This is a genomic window from bacterium, from assembly GCA_040754625.1.
GTDB lineage: Bacteria > JACRDZ01 > JAQUKH01 > JAQUKH01 > JAQUKH01 > JAQUKH01.
Genome location: JBFMCF010000055.1, coordinates 1 through 15221 on the forward strand (window position 1 = coordinate 1; position 15221 = coordinate 15221).

Here is a 15221-nt window from a genome sequence, read left to right on the forward strand (position 1 = left end):
TTTTCCCAGTTTAACGAAACAAAAAATAAATTTTATATGGACGAATAGAGCGAAAATAAAGATTTTCCATGGCTGCCGATTAATTTTAAGTCGCGCTTAAAAAAACTCGCTTGTTTTAGGGCTAGTACATTGTTAAATTAGTTCTTGATAGTCATGGCGATTTGAATTTGTCGACATTAAAGGCTCAAGATTTAGTAGCTGTGCGAAATGAGCAGATGATATGCGAAAATACACCCCGTTCCGATTACTATCGGAATGGGGGATGGGGGGCGCATATCACTGCGAAATTGAGCTACAGATACTTAATCTGAGACTCAGGAGACAAATTTAAATCGTCATGACTTTATTAAAAATTAATTGAACAAAGCACTAGTCTAGTAAAATAATTTGAATACCCCAGGGGATTTCAGGGACGTTCAAGACACAGAAAACTCAGCCAAACCGCTGTTTACAATAAAAATGAAAAAATAATTTGAAACAACTTCTATTTTATTTTCTTAGATTCAAGTATTTTATGAATTTGGTTTAAGCCTACTCCGCCCGGTTTTTTATGTTTGGTAATTTCATCAGCTATTTTTAAAATACTTTGGATATCTTTTAATTCCAGCTCGCTGAACAGGATTTTATCCCAATTTTCATGTGCAATAAATGACCATATTTCACCTAAAATCCAATGAATGGTCTGGGTATCCGCAAAAGTAAATTTTTGCCAGTCATTCCCTAATCTTTGTCTTATCTTTTCAATACTTTGCTCCACCGCGCGGTCACGCCTCAGGTGAAAAGATTTTATGCCTAATTCCTCGTCTGTAATGTTATTTGCCATAAATTCTCCTCTATAATTATTTTAGTATTATATTTTAATTCAGCTTTAATGCACTGTCAACTTTTTTATTATAAAATGATTGACTGATTATCATAATAATAGTAAAATCTCTTAGTCTAATGGAATAAATATGTTTTTAACAATTACATTTAAAATAGCCGCGTTTATCATTGCCTATATTTTAGTGAAAAGTATTTTCTTTATTGAGGTTTATAATTATGCGAAAAAATTAATTAAAGCGAAAAAACAAGAAGGGGGCCAATAATTGCGTAAATTATTATATCTTGTGTTGTTTTTAATTAGCGTGCACTTTTTTATTTTATCGGCTGTGAACGCCGAAGACTCAACAAAATCTTATAATAAGATAGAAACAGGCCTGTTTAATATTGAAAATATTTTAAAAAATAAAATTGGACCTGATGAAAACGAGGGGAATGTAAAACTTAAAATGGTCACAAGAATTGTTGCGGGCGCCGTTTTGATTGTGGGGATACTTGGAACTATCGCCGTTCAATTTAAATTAATCAGCATAGGGCTTGGAACAGTGACTGAGCGGCCTGAAACTTTAGGCGGGTTAATTATATTAATGCTTCTTCCTGAATCAATTGTCCTTTTAAGTTTTATTATTTCCACGCTTTTAATTTTATTATAAATACATGGGAGATTTAATGAACCCAGTTCTTCCTAAATTAATATAATACGGAGGAAGTGGGGGGTAAAAATAAATTCAAAACAAAGTTAATTTATATTATGAAAGGAAATGCTGGGTGAACATATTTAAGGTTGAAACCGGATGTAAAAACAAAAAATTTGATATTTCCAGGCATGGAATCAAAAATAAAATTAAGGACATGGGCATTTCAGCTATAAAAGAAGTCATTGAATTAAAGATATTCTATTTTGAAGGTGATTTGTCTTTATCAGAAATGGAAAATATATGTCAAAAATTATTAAAAGACCCGATTATCGAGGATTACGCGATAAATTCAAATTTATTTGATGAAAACGGGTTCCATGTTATTGAGGTTAATACCAACCCGGGTGTTTTGGTTTTATGGAGCGACGCGATTAAAAAGGGGGTCAGGAGCCTCGGTATTGATAAATATTTTGAGGTTAAAACCGGTAGAAAATATCTTATAAAAGGAAATTTGTCCGATAATCAGCTCGATATTATATCGGAAAAACTTCTTTATAACAAAGTTATTGAACATAGGATAAAAGACAGGGAACACGTCATTTACTCGTCACAAAAAACAAAATGTGTTTTCACCGAAGTGCCTCTTTTAAACGTGAAAGACGAAGATTTATTAAAACTTTCTCAAAACCGCCTCTGGCTTGATTTAAAGGAGATGAAGGCGATCCAGGATTATTTCCGTAAATTGCGCCGGAATCCCACCGATGTCGAACTGGAACATATAGCGGCTGCGTGGGGTGAACATTGCGTGCATAAAACGTTTAACGCCGATATAATTTTTAACGGAAGCAATGTCGGTAGCCTTTTTAATATGATCAAAAATGTCACGTTAAAATTAAACCGTGATTTTTGTTTATCGGTTTTTAGTGATAATTCAGGAGTAATAAAGTTCGACAACGAATACGGCGTTTGTTTTAAAGTAGAGACACACAACAGGCCGTCGGCCCTTGAACCATACGGGGGCGCGATCACTGGAATCGTGGGTGTGAACAGGGACCCATTCGGAACGGGGCTCGGGGCAAGGCTTATTTTCAATACAGATGTATTTTGTTTCGGGCCGTTGGATTATCCTTATGAAAAACTTCCTCCGGGGGTTTTACATCCTAAAAGAATAATGGATGGAGTTGTCGCGGGAGTCAGGGACGGCGGAAACAATATGGGGATTCCGACTGTTAACGGCGCAATTTATTTTGACGAACGGTATATCGGAAACCCGCTGGTCTATTGCGGTACGGGCGGGATTATGCCGGTTGAATTCAGCCAAAAACGGGGTCCTGAGGCAGGCGACCATATTATTATGGCCGGCGGCCGTGTCGGCAGGGACGGCCTTCACGGCGCGACATTCAGTTCAGGTGAATTAACCTCCAAGTCTGAAAAGATATCCTCGGGTTCGGTCCAAATCGGCAATCCAATAGTTGAAAAAAAAATGTTCGATATCCTGCTAAAATGCAGAGATTTAAAATTATACCGCGCGATTACCGATTGCGGAGCGGCCGGGCTTGCCTCGGCAGTCGGAGAGATGGGTGAAAAAACAGGTGTAAGAGTTAATCTTGAAAAAGTCCCGTTAAAATACAGCGGTTTATCCGCGTGGGAAATATGGCTTTCAGAGGCCCAGGAGAGAATGGTTTTGGCAGTGCCGCCGGAGTATGTCGAGAAACTGATTGAATTATGCAAATCCGAGGACGTTGAGGCCACAGATATAGGAATATTTACAAATACGTCTAAGCTGGAATTATATTATGAGAACCAGAAGGTCTCTGATATTGACTTTTCTTTTGTGAAAAATGGACTGCCGAAAAAGGAAATGACTGCTGTATGGAACCCCGTCAATTCATTATTTTTGAAATACAGCCTTCCGGATAACCTGACGGACTATCTTAAAAATATTCTTTCCATGCCGAATGTTTGCAGTAAAGAGGCTGTAATACGCTGCTACGACCATGAGGTCCAGGCTGGAAGTGTTATAAAACCTCTTGTAGGCTGCGCGAACGACGGGCCGGGTGACGCCGCGGTCGTCAAACCTTTGCTTAACAGCAACAGAGGGATAGCGGTTTCCTCTGGCATGAATCCGTTATACGGAGATTTAGACCCGGAAAGCATGGCTGCGTCAGCAGTAAATGAGGCATTAAGGCAGATTATATCTGTCGGGGGCGATCCTTTTAATAACCCAACGGGTATACTTGGTAATTACAGCTTTGGAAATCCTAATAAACCGGACCGCTTGGGAAGCCTTTATCTGGCGACTAAAGGATACACGGAGGCTTGTTTTGATTATGGTGTGCCTATTATTTCAGGAAAGGACAGTCTGAATAATGAATATGTGCTTCCTGACGGCACTACAATTTGTGTCCCGCCTACACTTTTGATCTCTGCGGTTTCGGTAATTCCTGATATAAATGACTGCATTACCATGGATGCTAAAAAACCCGGTAATAAGATTTACCTTGTAGGTAAAACATACCGTGAATTAGGAGGGTCTCATTATTATATGGCCCGCGGTATAAAAGGCGGCGATGTCCCTGCAGTCAGGATTTTTGACTGCAAATATACTATGACGAAGCTGCATCAGGCAATATCAAACAAGCTTGTAATTTCATGCCATGATTGTTCCGAAGGCGGGCTCGCGGTCACTGCCGCGGAAATGGCGTTTAGCGGCGGTTATGGAATGAAATTACATATAAAGAACATTATTAAATCAGATGATTTAATTTATGATGATGAAATATTATTTTCAGAGTCGAACAGCAGGTTTGTGGTTGAAGTCCCGGTTGCCAGGGAAAGGACTTTTAAGCGAATGATGAATGACGTGGATATAACTGAATTAGGGGTTGTTTCAAAAGATTCAAGGTTTATTATCCATGGAACAAATGAAAAAAATATTATTAATACAGATATCTGGGCATTAAAAAAATGCTGGCAAAAGACCTTGAAGACAAAAAAAGAATTTAAGAAAAAAATTGAAAGTAAAAACAATAAGTCATATAAGTCACATAAGACTTATACAGGTTCACCGAAAGCAAAAGTTTTAGTTGTTCGCGCCGCGGGAACAAATTGCGACAGGGAAACTGTTTACGCCTTTGAAAGTTTAAGGGCAAAAGTTGATTTAAAGCACATAAATGAAATTGTTAAGTTAAAGGATTTAACTTCATACCAGATAATAGTAATCCCGGGTGGATTTTCTTATGGGGACCATATTTCAGCGGGAATGGTCTTGGCAAAGGAGATGGAGCCTTTAAAAGACTTGCTTTTGGAAAAAGATAAATTAATTTTGGGGATATGCAATGGGTTCCAGGTGCTTGTAAAAATGGGAATCCTGCCGGGTTTTCCCGGGGTGACCCTGACATGGAATACATCAGGGACATATCAATGCGAATGGGTTAACCTGAAGGCAAATAAAAAATCACCCTGCATATTTACTAAAGGAATTGAATATCTCGAAACACCCATAGCGCACGGTGAAGGCCGCTTTATTACGGCCAATAAAACAATTTTAAATAAAATATTAAAAAACAATCTTCATGCTTTAACCTATTTTAAAGATAACCCAAACGGTTCAGAGGCTGATATAGCGGGTATTTGTAATGAGAAAGGCAATATATTCGGTCTTATGCCTCATCCCGAACGCCATATGCAGCCTACACAGCATCCGAGATGGACAAGGGAGGGGAAAAAAACCGGGTGGGGAATAAAAATATTCCAGAACGCCCTCGAGTGGTGGAAATAAAGAATCCCGCAAGTCCAATTGCGGATTGTTTTTAAATTCAAATCATGCATCGAAAACCGGAATACATCAAATATTTCCTGATAATTTTATTCATTTTGTTTGATTTCATGTCCGGATGCGGCAGGCCTTTTGTCAGGCCTGAAAAATATGAAGCGCAAAAAACAGAAAAAAAGAAGAAAAAACTTTTAAAAAGACAGAGGGAAGTCACCGCTGAATTAAAAATTATCGATGATAAACTGAATGACGCCGCCGGCCAAATATTAATATTTACCGCAAAACAGAATAAAAACCGCGTGATGAGCATCGAAGAGAGAAAGCTGAACAATGAATATATAAAGAAAGTCAGCGCCGCGGAAAATGAGACGAAAACATTAAAAAAACAATATGACACCCTTGCAGGTGAACTTAAGGAAATAGAACAAAAACTTAAAGAATTGGGCCATAAAATAAGTCCCTGATTTGGAAGAATATTTAATCCCGACATTTTCATGGTATTGCTACCATTAATTGCAGGCGTGACCGGGGGGCCGGTCGCCCCTAACATGCTTTGTTCAAAAATGAATGGAAACTTGCAGGGAAAAGGGGTAAAATATTATACTATTTTGGATAAGGAATAATTATAAATGAATGCATATTTCTCTATAAAAAAGGTGAGGATTTACAATGAGGATGTCATCAAAATGTTAAATGAACTTCCTCAAGAATGTATTGATCTGATTTTTGCTGATCCGCCATATAATTTATCCAATGGAGGATTTACATGCCATGCTGGCAAGCGAGTCTGTGTTAATAAGGGCAATTGGGACAAAAGTAAAGGAATCGAAGAAGATTTTAATTTTCATTATAAATGGATAGAAGCCTGCCATCGTGTTTTAAAACCTAACGGTTCTTTATGGATTTCCGGAACTTATCATTCAATTTATGCCTGTGGGTATGCCTTGCAAAAGCAAAATTGGCACGTAGTCAATGACATATGCTGGTTTAAGCCAAATGCTGCACCAAACCTCGCATGTCGTATGTTCACCGCAAGCCATGAAACATTAATCTGGGCCAGAAAAAATAAAACTGCCAAACACTATTTTAACTATAAGTTGGTTAAGGATAGGAAGTGGGAAGACGATTTTATTAAAAAACCAAATAAACAGATGAGAAGCGTTTGGGCGATTGGAACTCCTAAAAATGGAGAAAAGAAATATGGCAAGCATCCAACGCAGAAACCTGAAGCCCTGTTGGAAAGAATTGTCCTGGCCTGCAGTAAGGAAGGTGATATTATTCTTGATCCATTTTGTGGTAGCGCTACAACGGGTGTGGCTGCGCTCAGAAATAATCGAAAATTCGTCGGAATCGATTCTGAAAAAGAATATTTGGATAAGAAAGCTATTCCAAGGATTATGGATGTTATAAAACATAACAATCAATTAGCTTTGGGGACTTCAAAAAGTTTGGCAATTAAAGAGAAAAAGGCGGAATATGGGCTGTTGCCATAGACGAGACTTTTTATGGAACGAAAAGACGCTATTATAAAATTAAGAGAACTAATTGGAAAAGAACTTCATGAATATGCTGCAAAATATGGAGTAACAATATATCAAAATGGAAAGGTTAATAAAGGTTGGGCAGGTCATGTTTTTGAGCGGCACCTTCAAATACAAATAAACTCATCTCAATCTCCAAATTTTGGCTCATGGGAACTGAAATCGATTCCTTTGAAACGCTTAAAGAATGGAGAATTAACGTTTAAAGAAACCATGGCAATTACTATGATTGATCCCGTGAATATATGCCAAAAAACTTTTGAAGATAGCCACTTATTGGCGAAATTAAGGAAAGCAGTTGTAGTAGTAAGAATTGTAGGCTCTAATGTTGATGATCCCACGTATATTCATTCTATTGTTGAATTTGATTTAAAAGGCGATTTATATAAAGATGTAAAAGCAGATTACGATTTAGTTCGTAATGTATTGCTTGACCCGTTACAAGGATTTAACGCTCTAACTGGTGAAATGGGATGTTATATTCAGCCAAGAACAAAAGGAGCCGGGCATGGTTCAACATCAAGGGCATTCTACGCTAGACCTAGGTTTCTTAAGAAATTTATAAAATTGTAATAACATTTGAATTATTTTACTTCATACATTTAGTTTTGCACGCGGGAATAGAAATATTTATTCGGAGAAATATGGAACGGAGAAATGCGTCTGAATCAATTGAAATAGGTAAGGAATGAATATTACGGGGAAAATGTGTAAATATGGGCGAGTAAGTTGTAAATAAATATTTATTTTAATATTTTTGTCCCTTTAATCATTGAAAGCGATCCTATGATCGTTGAGCGGGTATAAACAACTTCTACATTGTAAAACCCGGCGTTTTCGATCATTTTGGGAAGGATGCCTTTGATATTTTCCGAAGATTCTTCGAGAAGGTTAAAAAATTGCGAAAGGACAAGCATAAAAATATTTTCAGGTTTTCCGATGTCAAGAAGCAGGAATTCCCCGCCGGGCTTTAGTACCCGTAAAACCTCCGCGAAAGTGCGTGTTTTGGACCCGTAATCCAAATGGTGCGCCATCAAGCTTGATAAAACCCTATCGAATGAATTGTCCGCGTAAGGAAGAGAATAAGACATTCCCTGTACCAGGTTGATTGATAAATTGTTCCTTTTGATCTTTTTTTCGGCTATTTTCAAAATTTTTGGGTCCCCGTCGAGGCCTGTTACTTCCGTACCAGGATACTTCTTCTTGATATCAATAATTAATGTTCCTGTCCCGCACCCGATATCCAGGATATTGTAATTGTCCATGATATTGGCGTGTTTAACGAGCTCATTATTTAATAAAGAAACAGGGATTCCCGTGTTCACAATAAAGTCGTAAAACGGGGTCAGAAAATCAAATAAAAGCGCGGGTATATAATTATTCTTTTTTTTAAGCATACATTTATAATTTTTTTTCTTCCCCGAGTTTTTCAATAAAAAGATGAATAATTTTTTTGAACGTCCCTTTCCCGGCATTGAATATGTCATTATGCCCGGCCCCTTCGACCTTGTGGAAATATTTTGGGTCGTTCGCTTTTTCGAACAATAATCCCGATTGCGAGTAAGGCACAATTTCATCTTTTGTGCCGTGGACTATGAGAACGGGGGATTTGACTTTGTTTATTTTTTCGAGGTTATCATATTTTGATGAGATAAAAAAGTGAAAGGGTAAAAAATTAAAGGTATTTTTTGCCATCTGTCTGATATTTGTGAACGCGCTCACGGAGATAATGCCGGCGCATTTTTCCTCCCGCGCCAGGTCAATCGCGACAGCGGCGCCGAGTGATTCACCGTAAAATATTATTTTAGAGGGATCGATATTCCTGCTTTTCATATATTCATACGCGGCCCGCCCGTCAAGGTAAAGTCCTTCCTCGGAGGGTTTACCCTCGCTCTTTCCGTACCCCCTGTAATCAAAAATAAAAACGTTCAAACCGAGCTGGTGCATGAATTCTATTATGGGAAGACGGTGGCTGATATTCCCCGCGTTGCCGTGAAAATAAAGGACCGAAAATTCGCTCGCGTTTTCAACAGGGGAGGGGAAAAACCACCCGTTCAGGGTGATATTGTCCTTTGTCCTGAAAAAAATGTCCTCAGCGGGCAATTCATAATCAACAGGAAGGTTTTCAAAATTGCCCTGGGGGTGATATATGAATTTAGGCTCAAAATATTTCACGTAAAAAAATATCGATGTCAGAACAAGCGCGCCATAAACGGAATATTTTATAATTTTTCCCAAAATCAAGCTCCTTCTTTAATCATATTTGTAAATTCGTCCTCATTTAAAACCTTTATGCCGAGTTTTTCCGCCTTCGCGAGTTTGGAACCAGGCTCTTTCCCAATCACTACAAAGCTTGTTTTTGAAGATACGCCAGATACGGCGTTCCCGCCCCTTTGTCTTACAATTTTCTCAGCTTCTTTACGGGTCAAAGATTTCAATTCGCCGGTGAAAACCACGCTTTTGTCCTTGAAAATCTGCGGTATTTCGATGGACTTTTCATCTGACATATTCAACCCGGCGTCTTTTAATTTTTTTATCAAACTTCTGGTTTTTTCCGAGTGGAAAAACCGGAACACGGAATCTGCGATAACAGGCCCGATTTCATGTATATCATTCAGGTTTTCGATGCCCGCGTCCATTAGATTTTCCATGTTGCCGAATTTTCGTGCCAGAATAAAAGCGTTTTTCTCGCCCACATGCCGTATCCCAAGCCCGTAAATGAGCCTTTCCAAAGGCTGGTCCATACTTTTCTTAATCGCGGAAGTAAGATTCTCCGCTTTTTTGTCTTTAAATAAATCAAGACCGAGCAGTTTTTCCTTGTCCAGCGAATACAGATCGCTTACATCTTTAACAAGGGACTTGTCAACAAGCTGGGAAACCGCGGATTCCCCCAGGCCTTCTATATCCATGGCGTTTCTCTGCCCGAAATGAATCAAATGCTCTTTCAACTGGGCGGGGCACAAGGGATTAACGCAATAGAAGGCGACTTCTTCAATGTCCTTAAAAATCCTCTCAGAGCAGGCAGGGCAGGTTTTGGGGGGCACAAAATCAGTCTCTTTGCCTGTCCGTTTTTCCGTGATGACTTTAATGACCTTGGGAATCACGTCGCCTGCACGTTCAATAAGCACGGTATCGCCTATTTTGATGTCCAATCTTTTTATCTCATCAAAATTGTGCAGGGTTGAGCGGGATATTGTGACCCCTGCGCACTCAACAGGTTCCAATTCAGCGACAGGGGTAATGACCCCCGTCCGCCCAACCTGTACAAGAATATTATTTACCCTTGTGGTCGCCTGGCTTGCCTGGAATTTATAGGCGAGGGCCCATCTCGGATTTTTCATTGTCGAGCCTAAATTAGCCTGCTGTTTATAAGAATTCACTTTAATTACCATCCCGTCAATTTCATACTGCAGGTCTTTGCGTTTATTTTCCATTGTCCCGCACATTGAAATCACTTCATCTATATTACGGCAAAACCCGGCGTTTTCAACGGGCCTGATGCCCCATTTCCTGCATCGAGCGAGAAAATCCCATTGTGTCAATATTTCGTCTCCGCCTTCAAGGTGCCCAAATGAATGCGCGAAGAATTTCAATGGTCTTGAAGCCGTGATTTGAGGGTCCTTTTGGCGCAGGCTCCCGGCGGCCGCGTTTCTCGGGTTCGCGAAAACTGGTAGTCCTCTTTCCGAAATAGATTTATTAAGGCCGCTGAAATCTTTTTTATCTATATATATTTCTCCTCTGATTTCAATGAGACCGGGTACACCCTTGTCCCTCATTAAAACAAGCGGTATGCTTTTTATTGTTTTTATATTCAGCGTTATATCTTCGCCCGATTCACCGTCTCCGCGCGTAAGCCCCATTTCCAGGATGCCCTTTCTGTAACGAAGGGCGCAGCTTACGCCGTCAATTTTCGGTTCAACGACGTATTCCCGTTTTTCGCCGTCAAGGAGCCTGTCAATCCTTTCGTCCCACGCCAGGATTTCTTCCCTGTTGTAGCTGTTTTCAATCGAAATCATAGGTTTAAGGTGCTTTCTGCTGGCGAATTCATTTGATATATCAGGTGAAATCCGCTGGGTGGGGGAATCCGGTGTTATTAATTCAGGGTGTTTATTTTCCAGCGTCTTTAGCCTGTCAATAAGCAAATCATATTCCTTGTCCGAAATCACAGGCTCGTTCATGATGTAATATTTATAATCATGCGACCTTATTTCCGCCCGTAACTTTTCAATTTCTTCTTTGAATTTACCGCTTTTTTCCATAGGAAAATATAATAGCATAAATTTTGTTTTATTCAATAATTAAAACTATAAAAGCGCTGAATAAGCCCCCATGAAGGGGGATGGGGGGCTTAATAAAATAATTTAAAATTCCTCTTGACAAATAATAATTATTAGTTTAGAATTATTCTAATATTAAAAGAAAGAGGTGCCCTATGGAAAATATAATCGAAAGGTTAAAAAGGAAAGGGGTGGTTTTGACCCCTCAGCGGCTTGCCGTCGCGGAATTTCTGGAGGGTAATTTCAATTATCCGTCGGTTGATGAAATATACACCGGATTAAAAAAATCATATCCTACAATTTCCCTTGCCACAATCTATAACAGCCTTGAAGCGTTGAAAGAAGCCGGTGAAATACAGGAGCTTACAATAAAAAAGGACAAGGTTTGTTTTGATCCCGACCCGAAACCGCACCATCATTTTTTCTGTAACAAATGCAAAAAAGTGATTGACATCAATATAAGCTGTGCCACGGCGGAAAAAGGGCACATTTACGGAAACAGGATAGAAGAGGTGCAGGCGTATTTTTACGGGACATGCAAAAATTGCGTTGAAAAAGAAGAAAAACATAAGAAAGGAGGTGCGGGTAAATGAAAAAGGTAAAAAGAAGCATTATCAAAATTGATGAAGACAAATGTAATGGTTGCGGCGCGTGTATTCCCAACTGTCCCGAAGGCGCGATGCAGATGATAGACGGAAAGGCGAGATTGATCAGCGACCTTTTCTGCGACGGTTTGGGGGCTTGCGTCGGCTATTGCCCCCAGGGCGCGATATCCATAGAGGAAAGAGACGCGGATGAATATAATGAAAGCAAGGTAATGGAAAATATCGTGAAACAGGGCAATAATGTCATAAAAGCGCATCTTGAACATTTAAAAGGCCACGGGCAGAATAAATACCTTAATGAAGCAATTAACTTTCTAAATAAAAAAAACATTGCCAATCCTCTTTTAGAAAAAGAAGTTAAAAAAGAAAAAATGCCTTGCGGCTGTCCGGGATCAAAGATAATAGATATGAGAGAAAACAGGCTGGAGAGTGATGAAGAAAAGAAACCAACGGAAAAAGATTTGAAGAGTTTAAACGGTTTAAACCGTTTGAGCCGTTTAAAAAATTGGCCTGTTCAAATAACGCTCGTTCCTCCAACCGCGCCGTATCTGGATAACGCCGAGTTATTAATCGCGGCGGATTGTGTTCCGTTCGCGTATCCGGATTTCCATAATGAATTTTTAAGGGGAAAGATACTTCTGGTAGGCTGCCCTAAACTTGATGATATTGATTCTTATGGACAAAAATTCAGGTTAATTTTTAAAAACAATGATATTAGATCTGTAAATTATGTCCATATGGAAGTCCCTTGCTGTTATGGAATGATTGATGTTATTAAGGACGCAATTTCGGATTCTGGGAAAAATATCCCGTTCAAGGAAACAGTGATCAGTATAAAAGGGGAAAAACATGGCTAAAAAGGTGTGCCCCGGAAATATATCCCAAAATTTGAAAGCGGAGTTTCATAAATGCCCTAAGTGCGGATATGACGTTGAAATATTTACGGATGAAGTGCGCAGAAAATGCCCGAACTGCGGTACCGAAGTTTTTCGTGAAAGGGTGCCGTCCTGTATAGACTGGTGCCCCGCCGCAAAGGAATGCCTGGGGCTTAAGAAGTGGATGGAATTGAAGGGGGGAGCGTAAAGACGAAAAAATAACAAAAAGATGGAATAAAATAAATCAATTAAACAGAAATAAAAGGAGGTAAAAATGTTTTGTAATCAATGTGAACAGACTTTAGCGGGTGGATGCGTTAAAACGGGCGTTTGCGGCAAAAATGAGGATGTGGCCAGCCTGCAGGATATTTTACTGCTTGGCTTGAAAGGAATTTCCGCGTACGGGGTCCACGCGGGTGAGCTTGGATACCGCTCTGAATTCGTGGACAAATTTATGCATGAGGGATTGTATTCCACGGGAACAAACGTGGATTTCAGCGCCCAAAAATTGATCAATCTTAATTTAAAAGCCGGGGAGGCGTGCCTTAAGGCAATGGAAATTCTGGATAAGGCGAACACTGAAACCTTTGGTTTGCCGGTGCCGGTCGAAGTCGTCAACGGAACGGTCGCGGGGCATGGAATTTTAGTTACCGGGCATGACCTTCTCGCGCTCAGGGAACTTTTAAAGCAGACTGAAGGAAAAGGGATAAATATCTATACTCATGGTGAAATGCTTCCCGCTCACGGGTATCCGGAGCTCAAAAAATATAAGCATCTTGTTGGTAATTACGGAAGCAGTTGGGTGGATCAGAAAAAGGTGTTTGAACAATTTGGAGGGGCCATTATCGGGACCACAAACTGCGTTGTTCAGCCTAAAGATTCCTACAAGGACAGGATGTTTACCTGCGGTATAGCCGGGCTGGAAGGTGTGACGGATATAGGTAATATGGATTTCTCGCCTGTTATTAAAAAGGCACTGGAACTTCCAAAATTGCAGAATACCTCAGGGAACATATTGACAATAGGATTTCACCATTCAAATGTTCTGGCGCTGGCGGATAAGATTGTAGATGCTGTAAAAAAAGGTAAGATTAAACATTTTTTCCTTGTCGCGGGATGTGACTGCCCCGGCAATGGCATGGATTATTATTCTGAATTAGTAAGAGCAATACCTGATAATTGCATTATTCTCACGCTTGCCTGCGGCAAATTCAGGTTCAATAACAGCCATTACGGGACTATTGACGGTATACCGCGCCTGATCGATCTCGGCCAGTGCAATAACGCCTATTCGGCGATACAAATAGCGGCGGCCCTCGCGGGAGTTTATAAATGTACAGTCAATGAATTGCCGTTGTCAATTGTATTGTCATGGTTTGAACAAAAGGCCGTAGCGATACTTCTGACCTTGTTCCATCTGGGTGTAAAGAATATAAAGATCGGGCCCAAGCCGCCTGCGGTAGTTTCAGCAGGGGTCTTTAAGGTACTTCAGGATACATTTAATTTGAAATTAATTACAGACCCTCAGAAGGATTTAAAAGAGATGATAGGGTAAAAGATCCTTCATGCGATAAATCTCATTCAAGATGATCCTTCGGGGAATAAAAAATTCCCCAATAGCTCAATTATAAAAAGCCGTTCCGAAAAGCCGGGACGGCTTTTTTGTGACTTAGGAGAATAACGTTGTTTCCGAGTGAGAATAACTATTGACAAATCAATAGGCGGTTTGATAAGAAGTACCGGCGGCTGGTCGGAAGTAATGTCTATGATGAGTAAACCCCGTTAGAACTTCGTCCTCTAACGGTTTGCGCTGACGGTGGCATTTCCGCCAAAGGCGGATTCGCCTCAGGAGAAAAACCACCGTCAGCTTGGAAATCGGTAGACCACCGACTAAAGTCGGTGGCTTTCTCTAACGGGGTAAATAATAGTTGACAAAATAAACACAGAAAGTAGTATAATAATGTTTCCAAAGAAGGTGGAGATAAGTATTTTATAAGGAGACAGCAGATGGTTGAAAATGAAAAAAGCAAAGATAATAAAATAAGTAAAAAGGCAAGGGTTGAAATATTATTGGAGGATTTAACCGTAAAGGTGGATGCGATTTTAGAAGGCAGAGAGATTACTGATAACAAAATTGATCGTTTAGAGCAAAAGGTTGACTCGAATAAATTAGAACTTGAAAAAATGATAGTAGAAAGCAATAAAACACTTCGGGATGTAATAAAAGGCGTAGAAACAAGTCTTCATACAGAAATAAAAACTCTCGAGCAAAAAGTCGTTGCCGTGGATAAGAAAGTTGATGCCGTAAAAACCGAACTTAGCCAGCGTATAGATAAAGTAGAACAAAAAGTTGATGTTATGGATAAAAAGATTGAAACTTTAACTGAGCAACAGCAGAAGACGGACAAAAAAATCGACAAACTCGATGAAAAAATAACAATAAGGCAGGATAAAAGTTGATATAGTGCGTCAAAAAGTATTCATCGGGCATTAAAACAATAAATATAGTTCAAAGTATTGTTTGACAGTATAAATAATACTGTGTTATAACACAACGATATTTTATTATCATAATATACTTTCATTTTTTCCTTCCTTTCTTTAAAGGATAATTTGTTATTACTGTTATTATATCATTTTTCAAGGCAATTACAATTTTTAAGGGATATTTAAATCCTTTAGTACTTT

The 15221-nt window shown here is 39.4% G+C and carries 14 protein-coding genes; 10 read left to right on the plus strand and 4 right to left on the minus strand.

All coding sequences use genetic code 11. The features are described from left to right. Positions 1-484: 484 nt before the first annotated feature. Entirely contained in the window at positions 485-823 is a 339-nt protein-coding gene (locus AB1498_04485) for a hypothetical protein (GenBank protein ID MEW6087539.1), read from the minus strand. Between the two features lie 265 nt (positions 824-1088). Here AB1498_04485 and AB1498_04490 point away from each other — a divergent pair, with 265 nt between their 5' ends. From AB1498_04490 to AB1498_04510, 5 genes are all read left to right on the plus strand, one after another. Continuing rightward, entirely contained in the window at positions 1089-1475 is a 387-nt protein-coding gene (locus AB1498_04490) for a hypothetical protein (protein ID MEW6087540.1), read from the plus strand. 115 nt (positions 1476-1590) lie between these two features. Further along, positions 1591-5241, plus strand: a complete 3651-nt coding sequence (gene purL / locus AB1498_04495) for a phosphoribosylformylglycinamidine synthase subunit PurL (GenBank protein MEW6087541.1) — start codon at positions 1591-1593, stop codon at positions 5239-5241. A gap of 44 nt (positions 5242-5285) precedes the next feature. Next, the gene (locus tag AB1498_04500) at positions 5286-5699 is read left to right on the plus strand and encodes a DUF5320 domain-containing protein (protein ID MEW6087542.1); all 414 of its coding nucleotides are present in this window, start codon (positions 5286-5288) and stop codon (positions 5697-5699) included. Positions 5700-5921: 222 nt separating this feature from the next. Next, the gene (locus tag AB1498_04505; GenBank protein MEW6087543.1) at positions 5922-6728 is read left to right on the plus strand and encodes a site-specific DNA-methyltransferase; all 807 of its coding nucleotides are present in this window, start codon (positions 5922-5924) and stop codon (positions 6726-6728) included. Positions 6729-6740: 12 nt separating this feature from the next. Beyond that, positions 6741-7349 carry an MvaI/BcnI family restriction endonuclease gene (locus tag AB1498_04510; protein MEW6087544.1) on the plus strand — a complete coding sequence of 203 codons (609 nt, stop codon included), beginning with the start codon at positions 6741-6743 and terminating at the stop codon, positions 7347-7349. Positions 7350-7519: 170 nt separating this feature from the next. Here AB1498_04510 and AB1498_04515 read toward each other — a convergent pair whose 3' ends face one another. From AB1498_04515 to ligA, 3 genes are read right to left on the minus strand one after another with little or no spacing between them, the layout of a single operon-like run. Next, positions 7520-8173, minus strand: a complete 654-nt coding sequence (locus AB1498_04515; protein ID MEW6087545.1) for a class I SAM-dependent methyltransferase — start codon at positions 8171-8173, stop codon at positions 7520-7522. A 4-nt stretch (positions 8174-8177) separates the two neighbouring features. Continuing rightward, positions 8178-9014 (minus strand): alpha/beta hydrolase, encoded by an 837-nt coding sequence (locus AB1498_04520; protein MEW6087546.1) that lies wholly within the window; start codon positions 9012-9014, stop codon positions 8178-8180. 2 nt (positions 9015-9016) lie between these two features. After that, complete coding sequence (ligA, locus tag AB1498_04525) at positions 9017-11053, minus strand: NAD-dependent DNA ligase LigA (GenBank protein ID MEW6087547.1); 2037 nt, start codon at positions 11051-11053, stop codon at positions 9017-9019. A gap of 155 nt (positions 11054-11208) precedes the next feature. On the opposite strand from ligA, the gene AB1498_04530 reads away from it, so the two are divergent. From AB1498_04530 to AB1498_04550, 5 genes are all read left to right on the plus strand, one after another. After that, positions 11209-11646 carry a Fur family transcriptional regulator gene (locus AB1498_04530; GenBank protein ID MEW6087548.1) on the plus strand — a complete coding sequence of 146 codons (438 nt, stop codon included), beginning with the start codon at positions 11209-11211 and terminating at the stop codon, positions 11644-11646. After that, the gene (locus AB1498_04535) at positions 11643-12515 is read left to right on the plus strand and encodes a 4Fe-4S binding protein (protein MEW6087549.1); all 873 of its coding nucleotides are present in this window, start codon (positions 11643-11645) and stop codon (positions 12513-12515) included. The genes AB1498_04530 and AB1498_04535 overlap by 4 nt, the downstream gene beginning before the upstream one ends. Further along, positions 12508-12741: a phosphohydrolase gene (locus tag AB1498_04540; protein ID MEW6087550.1), complete on the plus strand. Its 234-nt coding sequence runs from the start codon at positions 12508-12510 to the stop codon at positions 12739-12741. Before AB1498_04535 ends, AB1498_04540 begins: the two co-directional genes overlap by 8 nt. Before the next feature lie 66 nt (positions 12742-12807). Then, positions 12808-14088 (plus strand): hydroxylamine reductase, encoded by a 1281-nt coding sequence (hcp, locus tag AB1498_04545; protein ID MEW6087551.1) that lies wholly within the window; start codon positions 12808-12810, stop codon positions 14086-14088. 452 nt (positions 14089-14540) lie between these two features. Further along, positions 14541-14993 carry a hypothetical protein gene (locus AB1498_04550; protein ID MEW6087552.1) on the plus strand — a complete coding sequence of 151 codons (453 nt, stop codon included), beginning with the start codon at positions 14541-14543 and terminating at the stop codon, positions 14991-14993. The last annotated feature ends 228 nt before the right edge of the window (positions 14994-15221 follow it).

Bases quoted from the DNA above. Each gene is read 5' to 3' on its own strand.
- AB1498_04485 (MEW6087539.1), bottom strand. From the start codon at position 823: ATGGCAAATAACATTACAGACGAGGAATTAGGCATAAAATCTTTTCAC.
- AB1498_04500 (MEW6087542.1), top strand. From the start codon at position 5,286: ATGCATCGAAAACCGGAATACATCAAATATTTCCTGATAATTTTATTC.
- AB1498_04505 (MEW6087543.1), top strand. From the start codon at position 5,922: ATGTTAAATGAACTTCCTCAAGAATGTATTGATCTGATTTTTGCTGAT.
- AB1498_04510 (MEW6087544.1), top strand. From the start codon at position 6,741: ATGGAACGAAAAGACGCTATTATAAAATTAAGAGAACTAATTGGAAAA.
- AB1498_04515 (MEW6087545.1), bottom strand. From the start codon at position 8,173: ATGCTTAAAAAAAAGAATAATTATATACCCGCGCTTTTATTTGATTTT.
- ligA (MEW6087547.1), bottom strand. From the start codon at position 11,053: ATGCTATTATATTTTCCTATGGAAAAAAGCGGTAAATTCAAAGAAGAA.
- AB1498_04530 (MEW6087548.1), top strand. From the start codon at position 11,209: ATGGAAAATATAATCGAAAGGTTAAAAAGGAAAGGGGTGGTTTTGACC.
- AB1498_04535 (MEW6087549.1), top strand. From the start codon at position 11,643: ATGAAAAAGGTAAAAAGAAGCATTATCAAAATTGATGAAGACAAATGT.
- AB1498_04540 (MEW6087550.1), top strand. From the start codon at position 12,508: ATGGCTAAAAAGGTGTGCCCCGGAAATATATCCCAAAATTTGAAAGCG.
- hcp (MEW6087551.1), top strand. From the start codon at position 12,808: ATGTTTTGTAATCAATGTGAACAGACTTTAGCGGGTGGATGCGTTAAA.
- AB1498_04550 (MEW6087552.1), top strand. From the start codon at position 14,541: ATGGTTGAAAATGAAAAAAGCAAAGATAATAAAATAAGTAAAAAGGCA.